Source organism: Roseateles sp. P5_D6 (assembly GCF_054049415.1).
The window spans coordinates 144,945-167,540 of the sequence record NZ_JBFUMK010000011.1 but is presented as its reverse complement, the minus strand read 5'-3'; the positions used below and the strand labels follow the sequence as shown (position 1 = coordinate 167,540).

19 protein-coding genes are annotated in these 22,596 nt (G+C 69.3%); 10 read left to right on the top strand and 9 right to left on the bottom strand.

Features of this window, described 5'->3' with window-relative positions; all coding sequences use genetic code 11:
• Positions 1 to 64 precede the first annotated feature (64 nt).
• From hutC to ACXJKM_RS16590, 6 genes are all read left to right on the top strand, one after another.
• On the top strand, positions 65 to 784 hold the full coding sequence (gene hutC / locus ACXJKM_RS16615) for a histidine utilization repressor (RefSeq protein ID WP_056204511.1): 720 nt from the start codon (positions 65 to 67) through the stop codon (positions 782 to 784).
• 69 nt (positions 785 to 853) lie between these two features.
• Entirely contained in the window at positions 854 to 1,393 is a 540-nt protein-coding gene (locus tag ACXJKM_RS16610; protein ID WP_056204036.1) for a HutD/Ves family protein, read from the top strand.
• The gene (gene hutI / locus ACXJKM_RS16605; protein WP_457353791.1) at positions 1,390 to 2,577 is read left to right on the top strand and encodes an imidazolonepropionase; all 1,188 of its coding nucleotides are present in this window, start codon (positions 1,390 to 1,392) and stop codon (positions 2,575 to 2,577) included. Before ACXJKM_RS16610 ends, hutI begins: the two co-directional genes overlap by 4 nt.
• Positions 2,574 to 3,374 carry an N-formylglutamate deformylase gene (gene hutG, locus ACXJKM_RS16600; RefSeq protein ID WP_457353789.1) on the top strand — a complete coding sequence of 267 codons (801 nt, stop codon included), beginning with the start codon at positions 2,574 to 2,576 and terminating at the stop codon, positions 3,372 to 3,374. The genes hutI and hutG overlap by 4 nt, the downstream gene beginning before the upstream one ends.
• A complete protein-coding gene (gene hutF / locus ACXJKM_RS16595; protein ID WP_457353787.1) occupies positions 3,362 to 4,744 on the top strand; it encodes a formimidoylglutamate deiminase in 1,383 nt (460 codons plus the stop codon). The genes hutG and hutF overlap by 13 nt, the downstream gene beginning before the upstream one ends.
• A 60-nt stretch (positions 4,745 to 4,804) precedes the next feature.
• Positions 4,805 to 6,361, top strand: coding sequence for a methyl-accepting chemotaxis protein (locus ACXJKM_RS16590; RefSeq protein ID WP_457353785.1), 1,557 nt, complete (start codon positions 4,805 to 4,807; stop codon positions 6,359 to 6,361).
• Here ACXJKM_RS16590 and ACXJKM_RS16585 read toward each other — a convergent pair.
• From ACXJKM_RS16585 to ACXJKM_RS16570, 4 genes are all read right to left on the bottom strand, one after another.
• Complete coding sequence (locus ACXJKM_RS16585; RefSeq protein ID WP_457353783.1) at positions 6,348 to 9,443, bottom strand: efflux RND transporter permease subunit; 3,096 nt, start codon at positions 9,441 to 9,443, stop codon at positions 6,348 to 6,350. The genes ACXJKM_RS16590 and ACXJKM_RS16585 overlap by 14 nt on opposite strands.
• A 12-nt stretch (positions 9,444 to 9,455) precedes the next feature.
• Positions 9,456 to 10,574 carry an efflux RND transporter periplasmic adaptor subunit gene (locus ACXJKM_RS16580; protein ID WP_457353781.1) on the bottom strand — a complete coding sequence of 373 codons (1,119 nt, stop codon included), beginning with the start codon at positions 10,572 to 10,574 and terminating at the stop codon, positions 9,456 to 9,458.
• Positions 10,575 to 10,579: 5 nt separating this feature from the next.
• Positions 10,580 to 12,031 (bottom strand): efflux transporter outer membrane subunit, encoded by a 1,452-nt coding sequence (locus ACXJKM_RS16575; protein WP_457353779.1) that lies wholly within the window; start codon positions 12,029 to 12,031, stop codon positions 10,580 to 10,582.
• Positions 12,032 to 12,186: 155 nt separating this feature from the next.
• Complete coding sequence (locus ACXJKM_RS16570; RefSeq protein WP_457353777.1) at positions 12,187 to 12,843, bottom strand: TetR/AcrR family transcriptional regulator; 657 nt, start codon at positions 12,841 to 12,843, stop codon at positions 12,187 to 12,189.
• A 228-nt stretch (positions 12,844 to 13,071) separates the two neighbouring features.
• On the opposite strand from ACXJKM_RS16570, the gene ACXJKM_RS16565 reads away from it, so the two are divergent.
• A complete protein-coding gene (locus ACXJKM_RS16565) occupies positions 13,072 to 13,566 on the top strand; it encodes a hypothetical protein (RefSeq protein ID WP_457353775.1) in 495 nt (164 codons plus the stop codon).
• A gap of 31 nt (positions 13,567 to 13,597) precedes the next feature.
• Here ACXJKM_RS16565 and ACXJKM_RS16560 read toward each other — a convergent pair whose 3' ends face one another.
• Entirely contained in the window at positions 13,598 to 14,629 is a 1,032-nt protein-coding gene (locus tag ACXJKM_RS16560; protein WP_457353773.1) for an asparaginase, read from the bottom strand.
• A 32-nt stretch (positions 14,630 to 14,661) separates the two neighbouring features.
• Entirely contained in the window at positions 14,662 to 15,069 is a 408-nt protein-coding gene (locus ACXJKM_RS16555) for a RidA family protein (protein ID WP_457324522.1), read from the bottom strand.
• A 119-nt stretch (positions 15,070 to 15,188) separates the two neighbouring features.
• On the opposite strand from ACXJKM_RS16555, the gene ACXJKM_RS16550 reads away from it, so the two are divergent.
• Positions 15,189 to 16,097 carry a LysR substrate-binding domain-containing protein gene (locus tag ACXJKM_RS16550; protein ID WP_457353771.1) on the top strand — a complete coding sequence of 303 codons (909 nt, stop codon included), beginning with the start codon at positions 15,189 to 15,191 and terminating at the stop codon, positions 16,095 to 16,097.
• A gap of 126 nt (positions 16,098 to 16,223) precedes the next feature.
• Here ACXJKM_RS16550 and ACXJKM_RS16545 read toward each other — a convergent pair whose 3' ends face one another.
• The gene (locus tag ACXJKM_RS16545) at positions 16,224 to 16,799 is read right to left on the bottom strand and encodes a DUF6438 domain-containing protein (RefSeq protein ID WP_457353770.1); all 576 of its coding nucleotides are present in this window, start codon (positions 16,797 to 16,799) and stop codon (positions 16,224 to 16,226) included.
• 255 nt (positions 16,800 to 17,054) lie between these two features.
• Positions 17,055 to 18,761 (bottom strand): diguanylate cyclase, encoded by a 1,707-nt coding sequence (locus tag ACXJKM_RS16540; RefSeq protein WP_457353768.1) that lies wholly within the window; start codon positions 18,759 to 18,761, stop codon positions 17,055 to 17,057.
• A 38-nt stretch (positions 18,762 to 18,799) separates the two neighbouring features.
• Here ACXJKM_RS16540 and ACXJKM_RS16535 point away from each other — a divergent pair, with 38 nt between their 5' ends.
• The gene (locus ACXJKM_RS16535; RefSeq protein WP_457353766.1) at positions 18,800 to 19,612 is read left to right on the top strand and encodes a DUF429 domain-containing protein; all 813 of its coding nucleotides are present in this window, start codon (positions 18,800 to 18,802) and stop codon (positions 19,610 to 19,612) included.
• Between the two features lie 88 nt (positions 19,613 to 19,700).
• Positions 19,701 to 21,020, top strand: coding sequence for an ATP-binding protein (locus tag ACXJKM_RS16530; RefSeq protein WP_457353764.1), 1,320 nt, complete (start codon positions 19,701 to 19,703; stop codon positions 21,018 to 21,020).
• A gap of 147 nt (positions 21,021 to 21,167) precedes the next feature.
• On the opposite strand, the gene ACXJKM_RS16525 is transcribed toward ACXJKM_RS16530, so the two are convergent.
• Positions 21,168 to 22,589, bottom strand: coding sequence for an amidohydrolase family protein (locus ACXJKM_RS16525; RefSeq protein ID WP_457322563.1), 1,422 nt, complete (start codon positions 22,587 to 22,589; stop codon positions 21,168 to 21,170).
• Between the last annotated feature and the right edge of the window lie 7 nt (positions 22,590 to 22,596).

Below are 22,596 nucleotides of genomic sequence, written 5' to 3'. Positions count from 1 at the left end.
GTACTCCTGAAAGTGCCGCGAACTCTAGTTGTCTATACAAGTCAAGTCAACTAGGATGGCGCCCATGCCCAGAAGCCCGGCCAGCCCCGAACCCCAGTACCTCAAGGTCAAGAACCATCTGCGCGAAGGCATCGCCAGCAGCCACTGGGTGGCCGGCGATCTGCTGCCCAGCGAAGGCGCTCTTGTCGCCCAGTTCGAAGTCAGCCGCATGACGGTGAACCGGGCTTTGCGCGAGCTGGTGCAGGAAGGGCTGATCGAGCGCGTCCAGGGCGTGGGCAGCTTCGTCGCCCAGCTGCATCGCATCTCGTCGACGCTGAATGTGCGTGACGTGCATGAGGAGATCCTCGAGCGCGGCGGCATGCACGAAGCGCGCGTGCATGCGCTCTTGAAGGGCAAGGCGACGCCGCAGCAGGCGGCCGAACTCGGCCTCAAGCGTGGTGCGCCCGTCTTCCTCAGCCTCATCGTGCACCTGGAGAACGGCGTGGCCATCCAGTGCGAGGAGCGTGCCGTCAACCCGGCCAGTGCGCCCGACTATCTTTCACAGGATTTCACGCGCATCACGCCGACGCATTACCTGCTGGAGGTGGCGCCGCTGTCCGAAGCGCGCTACATGATCGAGGCGGCCCTGCCCGGCGAGGTTGAAGCCAAGCTGCTCGGCATCAACCGCCGCGCCCCCTGCCTGGTCGTCAAACGCATCACTTACAGCCGCGGTGTTGCCGTAACCAGCGTGAAACTGACCCACCCCGGAGCACGTTACCAATTGCAAGGGAGCTTCGCGGCATGAGCTGCGCCGCACAGAGCTGCGGAAAATGCTCCACTCCCGTGAAGCGGGCTTGAGCGCAAGGAAAAGAACATGAGTTGGAGCAGGGTCAGCGCGGCCGACGTGCAGCCGCAGGCCTGGAAAAACACGGGCGGCACCACGCGCGAGCTGCTCGCCTGGCCGCACGCCCATGACTGGGCAGTCCGCGTCAGCGTCGCGCGTGTCGAGCGTGACGGGCCGTTCTCGGCCTTCCCCGGCGTGCACCGCTGGCTGGCCGTCATCGGCGGCGCGGGCCTGCGCCTGTTCGACTGGCCGCAGAGCATCGGCGACGAGCCGCTGCGTTTCGACGGTGGCCTCGCCCCCGAGGCCGAGCTCATCAAGGGTGAGACCGACGTCTTCAACGTGATGGAGAGGCGCGGCAACCTGGAGGTCGAGTCGGCCCACCATGTGCTGTTGCCCAAGACGCCTTGGGTGGGCCTGTTCACCGTCAACGGCGGCCTGCTCGAGCATGGCCACCGCGCGATGCCGATGGCGCCGTTGACGCTGGCCTGGTGTGAGGACCCGGTGGCGCAGAGCTGCGTTTTCACGGGCGAGGGCAATGCCTGGTGGTTGACCTGGGGCCCCGATACATGAAGCTATGGCGCGGCGGGGTTCTTGCGACGCTGGCCGGCGAGCATGGCTGGGGCCTGATCGACGACGGCGCTCTGTTGGTCGAGGACGGCCTGCTGCGCTGGGTCGGCCCGAGCGCCGAGGCTCCTGCGGCCGAGCAGACCATCGAACTGCATGGTGCCCTTGTCACGCCGGGGCTGGTGGACTGCCACACCCATCTCGTCTACGGCGGCAGCCGCGCCAACGAGTTCGAGCAGCGGCTGCATGGCGCGAGCTATGCCGACATCGCCAAGGCTGGTGGCGGCATCCGCTCCACGGTCGCGGCGACACGTGCGGCGAGCGAGGCCGAGCTGTTGGCCGCCGCCCGCAAGCGCGCCCAGGCCCTCATCCGCGAGGGCGTCACGACGTTGGAGGTCAAGTCCGGCTACGGACTGGACGCCGCCACCGAGGCGCGCATGCTGCGCGTCGCGCGCCAGCTCCAAGGCCTGGGCATCGACGTGCGCACGACCTATCTCGCCGCCCATGCCCTGCCGCCCGAGTTCGCCGATGCCGACGACTACATCGCCGCTGCCTGCCTGTGGCTGCCCGACCTGTATGAGGCCGGCCTCGTCGATGCGGTCGACGCCTTCTGCGAGCACATTGCCTTCAACCCGGCCCAGGTCGCGCGCGTGTTCGACGCAGCGCAGCGGCTGAACCTGCCGGTCAAGCTGCACGCCGAGCAGCTCAGTGACCAGGGCGGCACCCAGCTCGCGGCCCGTTACCGAGCGCTGAGCTGCGACCACCTTGAGTTCCTCAGCCCGGCCGGTGTTCGGGCCATGGCCGAGGCGGGCACCGTCGCGGTGCTGCTGCCCGGCGCCTTCTATGCGTTGCGCGAAACCCAGTTGCCGCCGATTGCCGCGCTGCGCGAGGCCGGCGTGCCCATTGCCATCGCCACCGACCACAACCCCGGCAGCTCGCCGACGCTGTCGCCGCTGCTGATGTTGAACATGGCCTGCGTGCTGTTCCGCCTGACACCCGAGGAGGCGCTGCGCGGCCTGACCGTCAACGGCGCCCGTGCCTTGGGCCTGACCGACCGTGGTCAGCTCGTGGCTGGCCAGCGCGCCGACTTCTGTGTCTGGGATAGCGCGCACCCCCGCGAGCTGGCAGCATGCTTTGGGCATAACCCGCTGAAAGAACGGGTCTTCCAAGGAAATCAGGGAGGGTCATGAGCGTCTATCGCCTGCAGCAGGGCCGCGCGCCGCTGTTGATCAGCCTGCCGCATGTCGGCACGGAGATTCCGCCCGAGCTGGCCAAGCGCCTGGTGCCGCGCGCCCTGGCCAGCGAGGACAGCGACTGGCACCTGGAGCGCCTTTACGGCCCGCTGGCATCAGCGCTGGGCGCCAGCCTCATCGTGCCGCGCTACAGCCGCTACGTCATCGACCTGAACCGGCCACCCGACGATCAGCCTCTCTATCCCGGCGCTTCGGGAGGCACCGGCCTGGTGCCGACCCGTTTCTTCACCGACGACCCTCTTTACGTCGACGGCACCGAGCCGGACGCCATCGAGATCGCCGCGCGCCGCGAGGCTTATTGGCAGCCGTATCACGAGGCGCTGGCGGCCGAGCTGACACGCCTGCGCGCCGAACACGGCCATGCATTGCTCTTTGACGGCCACAGCATCCGCTCCGAGCTGCCCTGGCTGTTCGACGGCGAGTTGCCGGCCCTCAACCTCGGTACGGCCGATGGCGCCTCCTGCGCGCCCGCCATCACCGAGCGGCTGGGCGCGTTRCTGGCCGGCCAGCAGCAGTTCAGCCAGGTCGTCAACGGGCGCTTCAAGGGGGGCTACATCACTCGCCACTATGGCCGACCGGGCGACGGGGTGCACGCGGTGCAGCTGGAGATGTGCCAACGCTGCTACATGAATGAGGCAGTGGAGCCCTCGGGTGCCTACGACAACGCCCTGGCGACTGACGTGGCGCCGTTGATCGAAAAGATGTTGAAAGAGATGCTCGCATGGCAGCCTTGAAGCGACTGCACGCCAGCCTGGCCTGGGTGGATGGCCGTTGGCAGCGCGACGTGCTGCTCAGCGTCGATGCGAACGGCCATTGGTCGGAGATTACGGTCAACCTGTCGGCACCGCCAGACGCGGAGAAGCTCGGCGGCCCGGTCATTCCCAGCCTCGTCAATGCCCACAGCCACGCCTTCCAGCGTGCTTTCGTCGGGCTGGCCGAGCGCCGCGACGCCGGGCAGGACGACTTCTGGAGTTGGCGCGACCGCATGTATGCCCTGGCCCTGCGCATCTCGCCCGAGCAGCTGCGCGCGGTCGCCAGCCAGCTCTATGCCGAAATGCTTCGCGGTGGCTACACCCAGGTCTGCGAGTTCCATTACCTGCACCACCCCGCGCAAGGCCAGCACTTCGAAGACGAATTGGCGATGGCCTGGGCCTTGGCCGAGGCGGCCGAGGACGTCGGCATCGGCCTGACGCTGCTGCCGGTCGTCTACACGCGCAGCGGTTTCGGTGTGAATGCGTCGAACACGGACCTGAGACCCGACCAGCACCGCTTTGCCGCCGATGCCGACTGGGTCTGGCGCGCCAGCCAGCGCGTCTTGGCCGCCGGCCTGCCGCGCGTGAATGCCGGCGTGGCCTTGCATTCGCTGCGCGGCGCCTCGCCGCGCGACATCGCCCGCCTGCGGGATCTGGCCGGCGCGGCCGACCTGCCCATCCACATCCACGTGGCCGAGCAGACGGCCGAGGTGGCCGACTGCCTCGCTGCGACCGGCCGCCGCCCCATCCAGTGGTTGGCGGACGAGGGTCATCTGGATCCGCGCTGGCAGCTGGTCCATGCCACCCATGCTGAACCGGCCGAGATCGAGTCCGTCGCCCGCAGCGGCGCCGGCATCGTCATCTGCCCCGGCACCGAAGCCAACCTGGGTGACGGCCTGGCCGACCTGCCGCGCTGGCTGGCGGGTGGGGTGCCGCTGACGGTGGGCTCGGACAGCCAGGTCACGCGCGGCTGGGTGGAGGAGCTGCGCTGGCTGGAGTACGGCCAGCGCCTGACCTTGCGCCAGCGCAATGTCGCGTCGGCGCCGGACAGCCAGCCGTCCAGCGCGGCCAGGCTCTTCGACGCCGCCGTCCACGGTGGCGCCCGTGCTGCCGGCTTCGCGGCTTGGGGCCTGACGCCCGGTGCCCGCGCCGACGCCCTGGTGTTGAACCGCGAGGCCGATGCACTGCGCGGGCTGCCCGACGAAGCCTTGCTGGACGCCGTCGTCTTCGGCAGCAACGGTTCGCCCTGGCAGTCCGTGTGGGTGGCTGGGCGGGCCCGGCCATGGCGGGCCCCGGCCCGGGTGGGAGATGCTTTCGAGGCGGCCATGCGCGAGCTTTGGGCCACTAATTAGCCCAAATCGGCCGGAAATGGCTAATCTCGGCCTTGCCCAACGGGGGGCGAGGAGGGTGCCATGATCGACATGAACCAGTTTCCGATCCGGGCCAGGCTGGCCGCCGTGGGCGTGCTGGCTGGTCTGGGCATGTTGCTGATCGGCGGGTCGGGCCTGCTGGCCCAGTCCGACGCCAGCGGCCAGCTCAAGCGCTTCGTCGACAACGACGTTGAAGCCCAGGGCCAGCTGTCCAACGCCCGCGCGGCTGTCGGCAACTTGCGTCGCTACGAGAAGGACATGCTGATCAACATTGCCGACGCCCAGGCGGTCGGCAAGTACCGCAAGGAATGGGACGAGGCCGAGCAAAAGGCGCACGCCGCGATGGACAAGGTGGCGACGCTGCAGCTGAATGCGCAAATCCTCGCCACCGTCGGCGAGTCGCAGCGCGCGCTGGCGGCCTACCGCGAGGGTTTCAGGCCCTTCGCCGAGCGCGTCGCCAAGGGCGAGTTTCCCGATACCGCCGAAGCCAACAAGGGCATGGAACCCATCAAGGGCCCGGTGCGTGCGCTGGACAAGGAACTGGGCGCCCTGACCCAGCTCATCGACAAGAACTCCGAGGAGCAGATCGCGCAGATCGACGCGCGCTTCGCGTCGTCTCGCACCGGGCTGATCGTGTTGCTGGTGGTGGCCATCGCCGTGCTGGCCCTGCTGCTGCACGCCAATTCCAAGTCCATCCTCACGTCGCTGCAGCGCGCCGTTGCGGCGGCCGAACGGATCTCGCGGCAGGACCTGACCGGCGACGTGCAGGCCAGAGGCCGTGACGAGACGGCCCAGCTGATGCACGGCCTGGCGGCGATGCAGAACTCCCTTGTGACCGTCGTGCGCCAGGTGCGCGGTGCCACCGACAGCATCGCCACCGCATCCAGAGAGGTGGCCGTCGGCAGCCATGACCTCAGCTCACGCACCGAGCAGGCGGCGTCCAACCTGCAGGAAACGGCTTCTGCGATGGAGGAGCTGACCGCCAGCGTCACGCACAACGCCGAGTCGGCGCGGCAGGCCGACAAGCTGGCTGGCGACGCCGCCGAGGTGGCGCGCCGCGGTGGCGCGGTCGTCAGCGAGGTGGTCGCCACCATGGGCCGCATCAGCAGCTCATCTCACAAGATCAGCGACATCATCGGCACCATCGACGGCATCGCCTTCCAGACCAACATCCTGGCGCTGAACGCAGCCGTGGAAGCGGCGCGGGCTGGCGAGCAGGGGCGCGGCTTCGCCGTCGTCGCGGCCGAGGTGCGCACGCTGGCCCAGCGCTCGGCTGAAGCCGCCAAGGAGATCAAGGGCCTGATCACGCGCAGCACCGAGAACGTCGACAGCGGTGCTGCCCTCGTGTCCCAGGCCGGCGAGACGATGAAGGAGATCAACGCCTCCATCGCCCGCGTCTCCGACATCGTCGCGGAGATCAGCCACGCCACCAGTGAGCAGAGCACCGGCATCGGCCAGATCGGCCAGGCGATTTCGCGGCTGGACCAGATGACGCAGCAGAACGCCGCTCTGGTGGAAGAGTCGGCGGCCGCTGCTCAGAGCCTGCAGCAGCAGGCCGACGAGCTGTCGGAGTCGGTGGCGGTGTTCAAGTTGAGCTGATCACGCCTTCTGCGGGCTGCGCGGGCTTCTTCTTGCGACTGAAGCGCTGGATGAAGTCGTCCACCACTTCGTAGAGCACCGGAATCACCAGCAGGCTCAAGAAGGTGCTGGTGATCAGTCCGCCGATGACGACGATGGCCATCGGCGCGCGAAAGCTCGGGTCGGTGCCGAAGCCCAGCGCGATGGGCATCATGCCTGCGCCCATGGCCAGCGTCGTCATGACGATGGGCCGGGCGCGCTTGTGGCAGGCATCCAGCAGCGCCTCCAGGCGCGTCAGCCCCTGCTCGCGCTGGGCGACGATGGCGTATTCCACCAGCAGGATGGAGTTCTTCGTCGCGATGCCCATCAGCATGATCATGCCGATCATGGCCGGCATCGACAGGTCGGTGCCGGTCACGAACAGCGCCAGGATGGCGCCCGGGATGGACAGCACCAGGGCGCCCAGGATGGTCACCGGCTGCACCCAGGCGTGGAAGAGCAGCACCAGCACGATGTAGATGCAGGCCACACCCGTGCCCATGGCGAGCGCGAAGCCCTGGCCCAGCTCGGCAAAGGCTTCGGCGTCGCCGATCTCGGCCTTGCTCACGCCCGGCGGCAGGTTGGCGATGCTGGGCAGGGCCGCGGCGGCCGCCTGCACTTCGCTGAGCGGCATGCCGTTCAGTTCGATCTCGAAGTTGACGTTGCGCAGGCGGTCGAAACGGTCGATCTGGGCCGGCCCGCTGGTCAGCGTCAGTTCGGCCACCTGTTGCAGCGGCACCGGGCCGTGTGTGCCGGGCACCGTCAGCTGGCCGAGCAGGGCCAGGTCGGCGCGCGCCGCGTCGGGCAGGCGCACGACGATGGGCACCTGGCGCTGGCTGAGGTTGAGCTTGGGCAGGAACTGGTCGTAGTCGCCGGCCGTGGCGATGCGCAGCGTGTCGGCAATCGCCGCGGTGGACACGCCCAGGTCGGCCGCGCGCGCCGCGTCGGGGCGCACGATGAGCTCGGGGCGCTGCAGGCTGGAGCTGCTCGTCACCTGGCCGATGCCGGGCAGGGCGCGCAGCTCCTTCTCGACCTTGGCCGCATGGGCCGCCAGCGCCTCGCCGTCCTCGCCGGCCAGCACGAGCTGGTATTTGTCGTTGGAGCCGCCGAAGGTCACCTTGATGCGCGCACCGGCGATGTTCTCCAGCTTCTCGCGCAGCTCGCGCTCGATCTGCTGCTTGCTGATGCCGCGGCGCTCGTGGCGCGGCGTCAGGTTCAGTGTCAGCGTAGCCTTGCGGACCTCGGCCGCGCCGCTCATGGCGAAAGGGTCGCCGCCGGCGCTGCCGCCGCCCACGGCCGTGTAGACCAGCTTGACCTGCTTGTGCGCGGCCGCGGCGGCACGCGCCTGTTCGGCGATTGCCGCCGTCTGCTCATAGGTGCTGCCGGGCGGCAGCTCGATGCTGATCTGCGTCTGGCTGAGGTCGTCCGGCGGGATGAAGGCGCCGGGGATGGCGCCCATGAACAGCGGCGTGCAGGCGGCCACGCCGAAGACCGCGGCGATGGCCAGCGTCTTGCCCTTGTGCGTGAAGGCCCAGCGTGCGGCCTTCAGGTAGCGGGCCATCCAGAACGGTTCCTTGTGCTCGTGTTTCGGGGGCTTGAGGATGTAGGCGGCCATCATCGGCGTCAGCATGCGGGCGACGACCAGCGAGAAGAACACGGCGATAGAGGCCGTCCAGCCGAACTGCACGAAGAATTTGCCGACCACGCCGCTCATGAAGGCGGTGGGCAGGAAGACGGCGATCAGCGTGAAGGTGGTGGCGATGACGGCGAGGCCGATCTCGTCGGCCGCCTCGCGAGCGGCTTCCAGCGGCGTCTTGCCCATCGTCAGATGGCGCATGATGTTCTCGATCTCGACGATGGCGTCGTCCACCAGCACGCCGATGACGAGGGACAGCGACAGCAGCGTCACGACGTTCAGCGTGAAGCCCATCCAGTACATGATGAGGAAGGCCGGAATCGCCGACAGCGGCAGGGCCACGGCGCTCACAAACGTCGCGCGCCAGTCGCGCAGGAACAGGAAGACGACCAGCACGGCCAGCGCCGCGCCTTCCAGCAGCAGCTTCATGCTGCCGTCGTAGTTCTCGATGACGGGATCGACGAAGTTGAAGGCCTCGGTGACGGTGATGTCGGGGTGGGCGGCCTTGAGCTCCTCCAGCGCGGCGCGGATGCGCTCGGCCACGTCGACCTCACCGGCCCCCTTGGCGCGCACGATCTCGAAGCCGACGACGGACTTGCCGTTCAGGAAGGCGCCGGCGCGTTTCTCGCCCAGGGTGTCGGTCACGGCAGCGACCTGGTCCAGCCGCACGTGGCGGCCGTCCGGCAGCGGGATGCTCAGCGCGGCCAGCTCGGCGGCCGTCTGCACGGTGGCGATGGTGCGCAGCGACTGCTCGGAGCCGCCCAGCGTCGCACGGCCGCCGGGAGCCTCCTGCTGCACCTGCTTCAACTGGCGCGACACATCGGCGGCGCTGACGCGCAGGGCCAGCAGGCGGCTGGGGTCGATCTCCACGCGCAGCTCGCGGCTGACGCCACCGACGCGGGCCACCGAGCCCACGCCGCGCACCGACAGCATGCGCTTTGTGACCTGGTTGTCGACGAACCAGGACAGGGCCTCGTCGTCCATGCGGTTGCTTGAGACCGTGTAGGTCAGGATGGGCATGCCCGACAGATTCATCTTGGTGATGACCGGGTCACGCAAATCGGCCGGTAGGTCGGCGCGCACCTTGGCGACGGCGTCGCGGGTGTCGTCCAGGGCTTCCTGCAGCGGCTTCTCGAGGCGGTACTCGACGGTGACGGTGGCGATGCCGTCCTGCACCTTGGTGTAGATGTGCTTGACGCCCTGGGCCGTGGCGACCGAGTTCTCGATCTTGCGGGCGACCTCGGTTTCCATCTGCGCGGGTGCTGCGCCTGGCAGCGAGGCGCTGACGACGATGGTGGGCAGTTCGATGTCGGGGAACTGCTGGATCTTCATCTGCTTGAAGCCGTAGAGCCCGGCCGCCGTCAGCATGATGAAGAACATGATGGCCGGCACCGGGTTGGCGATGGACCAGCGGGAGACGTTGAACATCGTCATGTCTCCTTACTTGGCCGCGGGGACGGTGTCGCCCCCACCGTTCGCCACGCGAACGGTGTCCCCATCCGCGAGGAAGCCCACGCCCGACTCGACGACGGCCGTGCCCGCGGGCAGGCCAGCCTTCACCTCGACGCGGTTGCCCTCGCGACGGCCGACCTGCACCTTCTGCTCGCGCACCTTGCTGCCGTCGAGGCGGAAGACATAGCTGAAGCCGTCGCGCAGCAGCACGGCTGTCTGCGGCAGCGTCAGTCCCTGGCTCTCGCCGAGCACGAAGTCGCCGCGGGCGAACAGGCCGGCACGCAAAGCCTCGCCGGCCTTCAGGTCCACATAGACCAGGCCGTTGCGCGTCTGCGGGTCGATCTGCGGCGCGACGCGGCGGACGCGGCCTTCCACGGCCTGAGCGCCGCTGGGCTGCACACGCACCGTCTGGCCGACCTTGAGCTGGGCCAGCTCGGCGCCGGGCACCTCGGCGCGCCATTCCAGGCGGCCCTGGCGTTGCAGGCGGAACAGTTCCTGGCCCGGCTGCACCAGCGCGCCGGGCGTGGCGATGCGGGCGTTGATGACGCCGTCGTCGGGCGCCGTGATCTGCGTGTACGACAGGCGCAGCTGGTCGGCCTGCACGCGCGCCCTGGCCGCAGCCACGCGGGCCTGCGCGGCCGCGTCGGCTGCGAGGGCCTGGTCGATGGCCTGGGGCGACAGCGCCTCGCTGCCCTGCAGCGTCTTCACGCGCTCGGCGGTCTGATGCGCCTCACGGGCCGAGGCCTCGGCCTCCAGCAGCGCGGCCTTGCTGGCGGCGAGATCCGTCTCCAGCGTGCCGGGACTCAAGCGGGCGAGCAACTGGCCCTTCTTGACGCGGTCGCCCACGTCGACCAGCAGCGCAGCCAGGCGCTGGCCGCCGATCTCGGCGCCGATGACGACCTCCTGCCAGGCGGCGATGGAGCCGGTGCCGGCGAGGGTCTGAGGCCAGGTGCCGGCCTGGGCGACGACGCGCTTGACGGTCAGCGCCGCCTTGGGCGCCGCGCTGGCGGCGTCGGCGGCGAAGGCGGGGCTGGACAGGGCGGCGACAAAGGCCGCCGCGAGGGCGACGGTGAGTGCGGTGGTCAGGAAAGGAATGCGGATCTTCATGGCGTTCAGCGCGCGGAGGCGGTGTTCGTGTTCGTCGTGGGGGCGTCGGCGGTCCAGCCGCCACCCAGGCTGCGATAGAGGCGAATCCAGGCGAGGGCGTGCTCGGCGCGCACGCTGAGCACGGCGTCGTAGGCGGCCAGCGCGTTGCGGAAGGTGGTGTTGCGCTGCACGCCGCTCTGCAGGCCGGCCTGGGCCTGCGAGAAGGAGCGGCGGGCGATGCCCTCCCATTCGCGCTTGACGGCGTCCACCTCGCGCTCGCGCTCGGCGCCGGCGGCCACGCGTTGCAGGGCCTCCTCCACCTCGGCGACGGCCGTCTGCCAACGGGATTGCAGGGCCGCGGCGGCTTCGTCGGCGGCGGCCTGGGCGCCTTCGGCACGGGCCTTGCGCTGGCCGCCGTCAAACAGCGGCAGGCTCAGGGACGGGCCGACGGCCCACATCGAAGCGCTGCTGCTGGTACCGCCGACGCGCAGCCGCGACTCGCCGGCCAGGGCGCCGAGGCTGAGCTGCGGCCAGCGCTGGGCCTCGACGCTGCGCTGCTGCTGGGTGGCGGCCAGCCAGCGCTGGTGGGCGGCGGCGACGTCGGGGCGCTGGGCCAGCAACTGGGCGGGCAGGGTGCTGACGTCAAAGCCCGGCGCCTTGGGCTGGCTGCGGCGCAGCTCGAACTTTTCGTCGGCGATGGCCGGCGGTGCCAGCTCCTTGGCCAGGGCCTGGGCCTGCTCGCCGCACAGCAGGGCCAGCGTCTGCAGCGCGATCTGGGCCTCGGCCCGCCATTGGCTGCGGGCGGCCGACGCGATGGCGCGGTCGGTGTTCAGCAAGGCGGCATCGCTGGCGCTGATCAGCCCAGCCTTCTGCTGCTCGCGTGCCCAGGTGGTGATCTGTTCGGCAAAGCGCAGGTCCAGCTCGGACGATTCCTCGTGGCCCTGGGCCAGGCGCAGTTGCACATAGGCCTGGGCCACGTCCGCGGCCAGGCTGACGCGGGCGGCATGCCAGTCCGACGTCGCGGCCTGGGCCTGCAGGTTCTCGGCCGCGGCGGCGGCGCGCTGGCCGCCGAAGAGGTCGATCTCCCAGCTCGCGTTGAACTGGGCGCTGCCCTGGCTGCTGATGCCGGGGACGGCGTTGAGGTTGCGACCGCGCTGGGCCTGGGCATTGGCCGTCAGCTGCGGCAGCAGGGCGGCACGGGCCTGGGTGGCGCTGGCCTCGGCCTGGCGGCGGCGGGCGGCGGCCTGGGCCAGCGTCGGGCTGCCGCTCTCGGCGCGCTCGATGAGGCGGGCCAGCTGCGGGTCCTCGAAGGCCGCCCACCATTGGGTCAGTGCCGCCGTACTGCCGCCGTGGGGCAGCGGCGAGCGCCAGGCGGCGGGGATGGCCGTGGCGGCCGGCGGCGTCGCGGTGGGCGCCGTCATGCAGGCGCTCAGCAGGGCCAGCAGAGGGGCGGCGAGGATTTTTCTTGGGGGGATCATTTCAGTTGTCCATTGCGTGTTCGCGGTACCTGAAGAGGGGGTATTCCGGGCCGAGCGCTGGGCCGCTCCCGAGCCGGYCCGCGCTGGCGATGTGCTCGCGGCTCAACGCCGCGGGCATCGCCGTCCCCATGGGGGACCGGTCAGACGCACCGCGTTCAGCGGTGTGCGGCTGGACGAGGGGCTTCATGTTTGGCGCGTTCGTAGGCGACCAGGGCGCAGCCCCAGTCGGCGAGGCGGGCGCAGGTGTGCTCGAGCAGGGGGTCGTCGGCCAGCAGTTCGGGGTGGAAGGCGTCCAGCATGGGTCGGGTCATGGAGTAGTCGTGAGCCATGGCCTGCAGGCCCATGGCGAGCTGGTGGATGGCGGCCGTCGGCTCGTCCAGGCCCGCATGGCGGGCCAGCAGGCGGGCGAAGCGGTCGAAGATGGGCCCGACTTCCTGCGCCACCGTCTGCATGAAGATCGGGCTGGGCGCCTGCATCTCGCGGAAGAACATCTGGGCGCTGCAGGCGCCATCGTCGAACAGGAAGGGCTGCAGGAAGCGGCGGATGGCCTCGTGCAGGTCCAGCCCCGGGTCATCGAAACCGGTGAGCTGTTGCTGCAACTCTTGCACCGGCAGGCGCAGCACCTCGCGGTAGAGACCGTCCTTGTCAACGAAGTGATAGTGGATGGCACCCGGGTTGACGCCCGCGGCGGCGCAGATCTCCCGCGTCGGCACGGCGTCGAAGCCGCGTTCGCCGAACAGGCGCATGGCCTCCCGCAGCAGGCGCTCGCGCGGCGGCAAGGGTGCGGACGAGGGGGGATTCACAGCACGCATGGGGCTGGACTGTAAAGCCAACCAAGCGCTTGCTTGGTCGCGTTTTGTATCGTTTTTTATCGGCTGGCGACTGACGGCACGCCAAGCAAGGCATCAGATGGACTCTGCCGGCAGGGGGTGCTTCCGGCACGGGAACGGTCTTTGCCGGCCTGCACAGGYGGCGTCGGCCGCGCCGCGCTGCCAGGTGATGGCAGCGTGAACCGCTTCATCAACCTTGGAGAGTTCATCATGAGCAGGAAATTCAACCCCTTGTCGACGACCGTTGCGCTGGCGACGGCCGCCCTGGTGATTGGTGTCGCCGGCTGCGCGTCCACGCGCTCCAGCGATGAAACCGCCGGCCTGTCGCGCGACGCCGATACGACCCCGACCCTGGCCGAGGCCACGCCCACCAATCCGCTGGACACGACGAGCCAGCCCAATCCGGTGGACACGACAACGACAGTAGCGATGCCCGCTGAGACCCCGGCTCCTGCGGCGCCTGTGGCCAGCATCGAGCCGCAGCCTGCCACGACAACGACCAGCGAGGCCTCGCCACCGATCTCGCCGGCGACGGATGTCAGCGCCGCACCGCCCATGCCGGCTCAGACGCAGCCCAGCACGCCTGCCTACCCAAGCAGCACCGACACCACGACGTCGAGCACGACCACGACGACCACGACCGATACGTCGAGCAACAACAACAACGCCGATCAGGCACTGCCGCCGCGCCGCGACCGCCACTGAGGCGGTCAGCGGTCAGCGGTCAGTGGCAGGGCTAAGGTGCGAGCGCTTGGGTGAGCGCTTGCGCCGGCCGCAGCGCGCCGACGTCGATGCCGCGCCAGTTGCTCAATTGCAAGTGGCTGTAGCTGCGTAACAGCTCGTCTTCGGTCTTCAGCAGGCCTTGTGCGACCGCGGCAAAAGCCGCTTCGGCCGCACGGGCGGCGCCGTCGTCGATCTTCAGCGCGACGCCGAGGCCCAGCTCCGGCAAGGCCGCGCAATAGACGCCCTCGGCGCCGATCTTGCAAAAGACGCGCTCGCCGAAGGCTTGCATGACGCGGGTGTCGAAACGGTCCGTACCGCCCACCATGAAGGGAGCCACGGCGGCCGCTTGGCGCAGCCTGCGCGCGGCGCGGGCGTTCACGTCGGACAACCCCTGGCCGGTGCCGCAGCGCGCAAATGCCAGTGCCAGTGAACGCAGCGGCAAGGCAAAGGTCGGGATGGAGCAGCCGTCGATGCCACGCGGGGCCTGCTCGACGTCCACGCCCGTTGCGGCTGACAAGGCGGAAGACACCTCGCGCATCACGGGATGTTCAGCCGCGACATAGCCGCGCGCGAATTCGGCCGGCTCGGCGCCAGCATTGCGCGCCATCAGGCAAGCCACGCAGACAAAGCCGCTGTGCTTGCCCGAGCAGTTGTTGTGCAGCGGCGTCGCGACCTCGCCGCGCGCCGCCATGCCGCGCAGCACCGGCTCGCGGCTGGGCCATTGCGTGCCGCATTCCAGCGCGTCGGCCGTCAGCCCCAACTTGGCCAGCACGCCGGCGGCCGTCGCCACATGCTCGGGCTCGCCGCTGTGCGAGGCGCAGGCCAGCGCGAGCTCAGCATCCGTCAACGAGAAGGCTTCGGCCCCGCCGCTTGCCACCAGCGGCAGAGCCTGCAGCAGCTTGACTGCCGAGCGCGGGAAGATGGGCCGGTCGATATCGCCCAGGGCCGTGTGCACGGCGCCCGAGGCGTCGACGATGGCCAGGGCGCCGGCATGGCGGGACTCGACGGTGCTGCCGCGTAGGACTTCGATGAGGACGGGGTTCATGGGCCGCTCGGACGGTAGGCAAAGGCGCAAGCCTAAACCGCCTGCGCAGCTTCCGGCAGCTTGGCCACCACCTTGATCTCGAACTTGAAGCCGTACAGCCAGGTCACACCGATGCCGGTCAGCGTGGGGTAGGGCGCCTCACCCCAATACTCGGGCACGATGGCCCAGATCCTCTCGAAGTTGGCCTCGGGGTCGACGATGTAGACCGTCACGTCCTGCACGTCGTCGAAGCTGCAGCCGGCAGCGGCGAGCACGGCGTTGAGGTTGTCGAACGCCAGCCGCACCTGGGTCTCGAGGTCGGGTTCGGGTGAGCCATCGGGCCGGCTGCCCACCTGGCCCGACACGAACAGCAGGCCGTTGGCACGCACCGCCGGCGAATAGCGGTTGTGCTCGTACAGGGCCTGGCGGCCGGCGGGGAAGACGACGTCGCGTCGGGTCATGGCAATCTCCGTAAGAAAACGATGACTGCACTCTAGGCAACGGCTCTCTTTCGAGCTAGACGCTGCGGCGGACACCACTGTTTTGCCGCATTGGACAATCGCGACCCAAGGAGGGCGCGATGGACCGCTTCGATGCCATGCAGGCGTTCGTGCGAGTGGTGGAGGCCGGCAGCTTCACCAAGGCGGCCGAAGCGCTGCAGCTCAGCCGCACGCGGGTGACCCAGCTGGTGCAGGAGCTGGAGGCGCGGCTGCGCGTGCGCCTGCTGAACCGCAGCACCCGGCGCGTGCAGGCAACCGCGGACGGTGCCGCCTACTACGCGCAGGCGGTGCGCCTGTTGGCCGAGCTGGACGAGGTGGAGAGCAGCCTCGCCGGCGCGTCGGGCGTGCCGCGCGGGCGCCTGCGTGTCGACGTGCCCAGCCCGCTGGCGCGGCTGGTGCTGGTGCCGGCACTGCCGGGCTTTCACGCGCGCTACCCGGAGCTCGAACTGGAGCTGGGCGTCAGCGATCGCTTCGTCGACCTGATCGGCGACAACGTGGACTGCGTCGTGCGTGGCGGCGAGTTGGCCGACCCCTCGCTCGTGGCGCGCCGCGTTGGCGAGCTGCAGCTCGGCGTGTTTGCGGCACCGGCGTACCTGGCGCGCGCGGGCGTGCCTTCCCACCCGCGCGAGCTGGAGGGCACGCACCACCGCGTCGTGGGCTATCGCGGCGCCCGCGCCGGCCGCCCGCTGATGTACGCGATGACGCACGGCGACGAGACCGTGGAAGTCGCCGGCCGAGCCACGCTGACGGTGGACGACGGCAATGCCTACCTCGCCGCCGGGCTGGCCGGCATCGGCCTGCTCTGGTTGCCGCGCTACATGGCCGATGCGCACGTCGCCGCCGGTGAGCTGCGGCCCGTCTTCGAGGACTGGCGCCTCGCGCCAATGCCGCTGTACCTGGCCTACCGGCCCAACCCCCATGTCAGCGCGCGGCTGCGGGTCTTCATCGATTGGGTCGCCGCGCTGCTTGCGCGGCAGCTGCCACGATGACGAGCTCAGGGTCAGGGTGTCGCGGCGAGGGTGAAGCGTTGGCGCACATGGCGCGGCTGCTCGAGCTCGTCGGCAATCGCCACGGCCAGGTCGGCCACCGAGATGGATGCTCAGATTGCCGGGGCCTCAACGAGGGGCCGCTGGCTTCCATTTGCCCTGCTCTTTGAAGTTATGAAGCAGCGTCTCCAAGGCCCATACCTCGACCGGGGCGACGCGTCCATAGTCGGAGACGCTCCAGGTTTCACCCTTGGACGTGGCGCGGACTATTGCCGTGTAGTCATCGGTCCATCGGCCGGCGTACTTGGTCTGTTGAGCGGAGCGCCTTGCCAGTTCGACCATTTGGGTCAATCTCACATACTCACCAATCCACATTTCTCCCACGTACCGCGTTCTGCGGTTGTCACGCAAATCCTTTTCCTCAAGAACTGCTTTGCCGTCCTTGAAAAACGTCACTACATAGACTGGACAGCTGCCATAGCAGGCTGTGCGTTCCAGCGAGATGCTGTCATAGGGCAGCTCCTCCAAAACGGTGCGCGTGTCCTTGCCAATGAAGGAGAAATCACCTCCTTCGACATACGTCTGCAGGGTGGCCCGTGACCCTTGAACGTTCTGGTCAGCCGCGGCAAGTCGAATTGGGCCCATGACTAGAAGCAGTGCCCACGCGATGCCATACCAACAGCTGCGCTGCGCATTTCCATTCATAGCAATCTTTCAGTTGGCAATGTGTTGGGCATGATCGTCGCTTCGAGCACGCTAACAGCGCCTGCGGATCAGGCAGAGATTCGACTAGCGCACGCGCCCCGTCCGGCTAGATTCCTTGTCGGCTCGGAAGGGAGCACGCGAACAGGCCGCAACGCTGAGAGAGGCTTGCCGTGCCTTCTTTGTTTCTGATGCGTCCAGTTGGGATTGAACCAACAACCCCTGCCTTCGGAGGGGCAGCGTTGACGACTGGCGCCTTCAATCCACGTGCACCCGATTGCGCCCACTCCGCTTGGCCGCATACAGCGCCTGGTCCGCCCGCAGCAGCAGGCTGTCGCCCTGATGCTGTTGCGGCGCGCCGCCCGAGATGCCGACGCTGATGCGCACCAGCAGGCCGGGCGTGACGGCGGCCCAGTCGTGTTCGACGACGGCCAGGCGCAGTCGCTCGCAGATCTCGGCGGCCTGTTGGGGGGCGATACCCACCAGCACGGCTAAAAACTCTTCACCGCCGATGCGGGCCAGCAGATCGGCGCTGCGCAGGCGATGGCGCAGCAGCTGGGCGAGCTGCTGCAGCACGGCGTCGCCGACGGCGTGGCCATGGGTGTCGTTGATGCGCTTGAAATGGTCGACGTCCAGCGCAGCGACGCTGATGACCTGGTTGGCCATGCGCGCACCCTCCACCAGCAGAGGCAGGGCGAACTCGGCGTGGCGGCGGTTGTGCAGGCCGGTCAGCACGTCCTCGTGGGCGGCGCGGTCCAGGGCCATGGCGTGCTCGCGCAGGCGCGCCTGCTCGGTCTCGAGATGCACGGCGCGGGCGCGTTCGCGGCGGGCGTCGGCGGTGGCGCTGTCGGCGCGGGCCTGGGCCTGCTCGACCTGGTCGCGGATCAGGATGACCTCGGTCTGCAGCACGAGGTTGTCGCGCGAGATCTGGCGGTCCAGGCCGACGAGTTCCTCCAGCCAGACCAGGGCCTCGCGGTATTGGCCGCAGGCCTTGTAGGTCTCGTACAGCGATCGGATCAGCAGGCGGCGCAGCTTCGGCGGCGGCTCCGCGGCGGCCTGCAGCAGCGCCTCCAGGATGCGCGCGGCCTGCAGGGGCTCGCCCTTCAGGCGCAGGAAGACGGCGCGCTGCGCGTCGGCTTCGACGGCCAGCGTGCGGTAGCCGTGGTCGTGGGCGAGATGGCCGAATTCGTTGAGCAGCGGCAGGGCGTCGTTCAACAGGCCGCCCGCGAGCAGCGCGTTGACCAAGTTGGACACGGCCACCGCCACCTGGAAGGGGCTGCCGGACTGGCGGGCCAGCACGGTGGCCTGGTCCGCGGTGCGGCGGGCGCTGGCTACGGCGTCGGCCAGGGCTGTGGCGTCGCCCAGGGTCCGGGCCTCCTCGACGCGGCGCAGCCAGAAATAGGCCAGGTTGTTGTGGCAGGAGAACAGCACCTCGGCACAGTCGGTGCGGGCGGCGATCTCCAGCGCCTGCCCGGCCGATGCACAGGCCTGGACGGGGTTGTCCAGGCTGGAATAGGCGACGCCGACGCGGTTCAGCGCCCAGGCTTCGCGCACCGGGTCGGCGGCGCGGCGTGCGGCGGCCAGCGCCTTCATGCCCGACTCCAGCGCCTCGCGGCCCATCAGCAGTTGGCCGTAGACATAGCACTGGCTGGTCAGTGCGTCGGCCAGCAAGCCGTCGTCGTCCAGGCGTTCGGCCAGGGCCAGCGCCTCCGTCGAGCAGCGCGCGCTCGCCGTCAGCTTGCCCAGGCGCGGATATTGGTGCGCCAGCAGGGCCAGGGTTTCGGCGCGCCGGCGCTGTTGGGCCGGCGGGCAGGTCAGCAGCAATTGCTCCAGCGCCTCGCTGGACGTTTCATAAGCCCCGGCTGCGGCGCGCAGGCGTGCGGCGGCAAAGGCCTCGTCGAATGCGGCGGCGTCAAAACCGCGGTCTTCGGCAGGCAGGGCGGGGAGGTCGAGGAGGGCTGACATGGAACCAGCCGATTCTGCCTAGGCCCAGAATGCCGGGCATGACGGACATCGCTGTTTTCGGGGTTGACTTCACGAGTGCGCCTCGGGCAGCCAAGCCAATCCGGGTCGCCGGCGGCCAGCGGCATGGCGCCGTCGTCCGCCTTGCTGGCCTGGTAGCGCTACACAGCCTGGACGAGTTTTCCAGCTGGCTGGCCCGGCCGGGGCCCTGGGTGGCCGGTTTTGACCTGCCTTTCGGCCTGCCGCGTGAACTCGTCGACCACCTCGGCTGGCCGACCGACTATGCCGCGCTGATGGCCCATTACGCGGGCCTCGCGCGGGCTGACATCCGCGACAGCTTTGCCGCCTTCTGCGACGCGCGCCCGGCCGGCGCCAAGTTCGCCCACCGCGCCTGCGACGGCCCGGCCGGCGCCAGCCCCAGCATGAAATGGGTCAACCCGCCGGTGGCCTGGATGCTGCATGCCGGCGTGCCGCGGCTGATTGCGGCGGGCGTGCATCTGCCGGGTCATCTGACGGGCGACCCGACCCGCGTGGCGCTGGAGGCCTACCCGGGGCTGCTGGCGCGCGAGCTGATCGGCCGGCGCTCCTACAAGAGCGACACCAAGGCCGCGCAGACGCCGGAACGGCTGATCGCGCGCAAGGACATCGTCGAGGGCCTGGAACAGGGCCGCACGCGGCTGGGCCTGCGCTTGAAGCTGAGCCATGCACAGCGCGACGACCTGGTTGCCGATGCGAGCGGCGACAGCCTGGACGCGGTGCTGGCAATGCTGCAGGCGGCCTGGGCCGCGCAGCAGCCGCGCTACGGCTGGCCGGCTGGGGTGGATGCGCTGGAGGGGTGGATCGCCAGCGCTTGAGGCCTTGCTCAGGCAGGTCGCACCGCGAACTGGACTCGTCACTCAGAATGCGGCTTTGGTTGCCTCGCGGCAAACAGGGGGTGCATCGATGCAAGCCTTAGACCACGCAGCCCTGGGCGCCTATCTGAAGCGGCGGCGGGGTGCCATCTTGCAGGCGTGGCGCACCGCCGTGACGTCCGACCCGGCGCTGACGAGTGGGGCCGCGCTGCCCAGGGCGCAGCTTCATGACCACATTCCAGCGCTGCTGGTCGACTTCGAGCGCAAGCTGGCCGGCGGCGAGATGGTCGTGGGCGCTGACGACCGGGAACTTCACGAGGGCGACGCCGCGGCCCATGGCCTGCACCGCTGGCAGCAGGGCTTCGACCTCGCCGAGGTCACGCGCGAACTTGGGCGCTTGAACGAGTGCGTCGTGTTGGAGCTGGAGGCCTATGCCAATGGGCACCCTGGACTGGACCCTGCGGCGATGACCGAGGCGCGCAGGATCTGGGCGCAGCAATGCGGTGACGCCATCAGCGCCAGCGTGTCGCAATATTTCCAGCTGCAGCAGATCGAGGCGAGCAGCCATATCCGCGATCTCGAACAGGCCCTGCAGTCCTTGCGCGAGCTGGAGCAGGAGCGCGCCAGCCTGTGGCAGCAGGCGGCGCATGACCTGCGCGGCAGCCTCGGCGTCGTGGCCACCGTCACCGCGGGCCTCGCGTCGCCAAAGGCGTCCGAGCCGATGCGCGGCGGCTTTTTGCGCCTGCTTGACCGCAATGTCGGCTCGCTCAGCCATCTGCTGAACGACGTGACCAGCCTCGCCCGCTTGCAGGGCGGCCTCGAACACCGCAACCTGGAACTCGTCGATGCCGCCGCGGTGCTCGGCGCGCTGTGCGAAGACCTGCAGCCGCATGCACAGGAGCGCGGGCTCTACCTGAAGTTCAACGGGGTCGCCGCCTTGCCCGTGGAGGGCGACGCGGTCAAGACCCGGCGCATCGCCCAGAACCTCGTGATCAACGCGATCAAGTACACACGCAGTGGCGGCGTCACGGTCAGTTGCGGAGACTGTGCGTCTGGCGACATGGAACGCTGGTTTCTCGAGGTCAGCGATACCGGGCCGGGCTTTCACGCCGGGCCCGGCTCGCAGTTGGCGGGCGCGCTGGAGGAAGCGACCGACCAGGCCAAGCAGGTCGTGGCCGACCACGCCACGGGCGCGATCACGCATGTCAGCGTGGACCTGGCTGACGTGCATCCCTCGCCGGAAGACGCGCGGCCGGTCCAGCAGCAGCCGGGCGAAGGCATCGGGCTGTCGATCGTCAAGCGCTTGTGCGATCTTCTGGATGCGACCACCGAGCTGCAATCCCAGGGCGGTGTCGGCACGACCTTCCGCATCCTGCTGCCCAGGCGGTACGACGAAGGCTCGGCAAAGTAGCCCGCCCGCACCGGCATCGGCGTGCCGGTCGCGAGTGCAGATGAAGCACCTCGCAGGCAACAAAGCCGGGCAGCGAGTCGAGGAGGCATGGAAACGCCGCCCGGGCGCATTGGCAGAGTCCCAGCGCCGGTGCGAGCGCGAAAGGCCTCATCGCAAGCCGACCTGCCCCTTCCATGCATTCAGGATCTTGGCCCGGTCCCACGCCCGCCCGGCCTTCATCGTCCACGCCACTTCAGGCAAAGCTGGCTTGGCCGCATCCAGCGGCGCGACGAAGGCAATGAGGTCGGCGCGCAGGCCAGGGGCCACGCGGCCGACATCGGCCGTGCGGCCCAGATAGGTCGCGCCGTTGGATGTCATGACCTTGACCGCCGTCGCGGCGTCAAAGCCGGCTTCGCGCAGCAGCTCGAACTGCCGCAATGACGACCAGCCGGGAATGACGCCGCCATAGCCCGTCGGATCGGTGCCGGCGACGAGCAGGCCGCCAGCGTCGTGGAAGCGCTTCTCCCAAATCATGTTCTTCGCAAGGATGCGCCCATGCGGGTTGGGGCCACCGCGCTGGATGGCGGTGTAGCGCAGCACGTATTGCTCGCGCAGCTGCGGCATCAGCAGGTCCAGCGCCGCGGCCGGGGCCATCGGGCGGCCATACGAGAAGGTCTCGAAGATGGTCAGCGTCGAGGTGAGAGCCACCTTGCGTTCGATCATCTGGCGCTGCAGGGCGGCCATGCGCGGGTCGTCGACGGCCAGCGCGTCGAGGGACTTCGGCACTGCGTCGCCGCTCGGGCAGGCGTCGGCCTGCTTGCCTTCGACGAAATCGCTGGCCGCGAAGAAGCCATGCTCCAGGTTGTCGATGCCCATGGCCGTGGCTTCAGCGTAGGTCACCGCACACAGGTGGGCCGTGACCTTGGCCTTGCGCTCGTGCGCAGCCTTGACGATCGCGTCGAGCTGCTCGCGCGTCAGGTGCATATAGCCCTTGTACGAGGTCGCGCCGACATCGGCCCAGTAGCCCACCTGGCGCACGGCGTCATCGGCCGATGCGAGCCGCGGCACCTGCGCGACGAAGGCCTGGATGCCATTCAGGAAGGGCGCCGTCACGTCGAGGTCGGGGCCCGGCGCGGTGCCGGCCTTGATGTCCTTCCAGGTGTTGAGGTCGGCATAGGGGCTCATGCTGCCGGCCGTACGCATCGTCGTCACGCCGCCGGCGAGATACAACAGTGGGAAGCTCTGGAAGAAGGCGCCGTAGCTGCCGCGCTCGGTCGGGTAGAAGAGGTGTTCGTGCAGCAGCACGAAGCCGGGCATCAGCGCGCCGCCGGCCAGGTCCTTCACCAGCGCGCCGGCCGGGGTCTTGAGCTCGGCGTCCGGGGCCACCGAGGCGATGCGGCCGTCGCGGATGAGCACGCTCATGTGCTCGCGCGGTGCCCCGCCCGTGCCGTCGAACAGCTGGGCATTTCGCAGCAGGGTGACGGGCGCGTTGAAGAGGGTGTAGCGCTCGGTGTCGCCCGGCACTGGCGGCGCTTGCGCGAGGGCCTGCAGGGCGAGTGAAAGCGCGAGCAGCGCGAGTGGCCTTTTCATGCGCCGC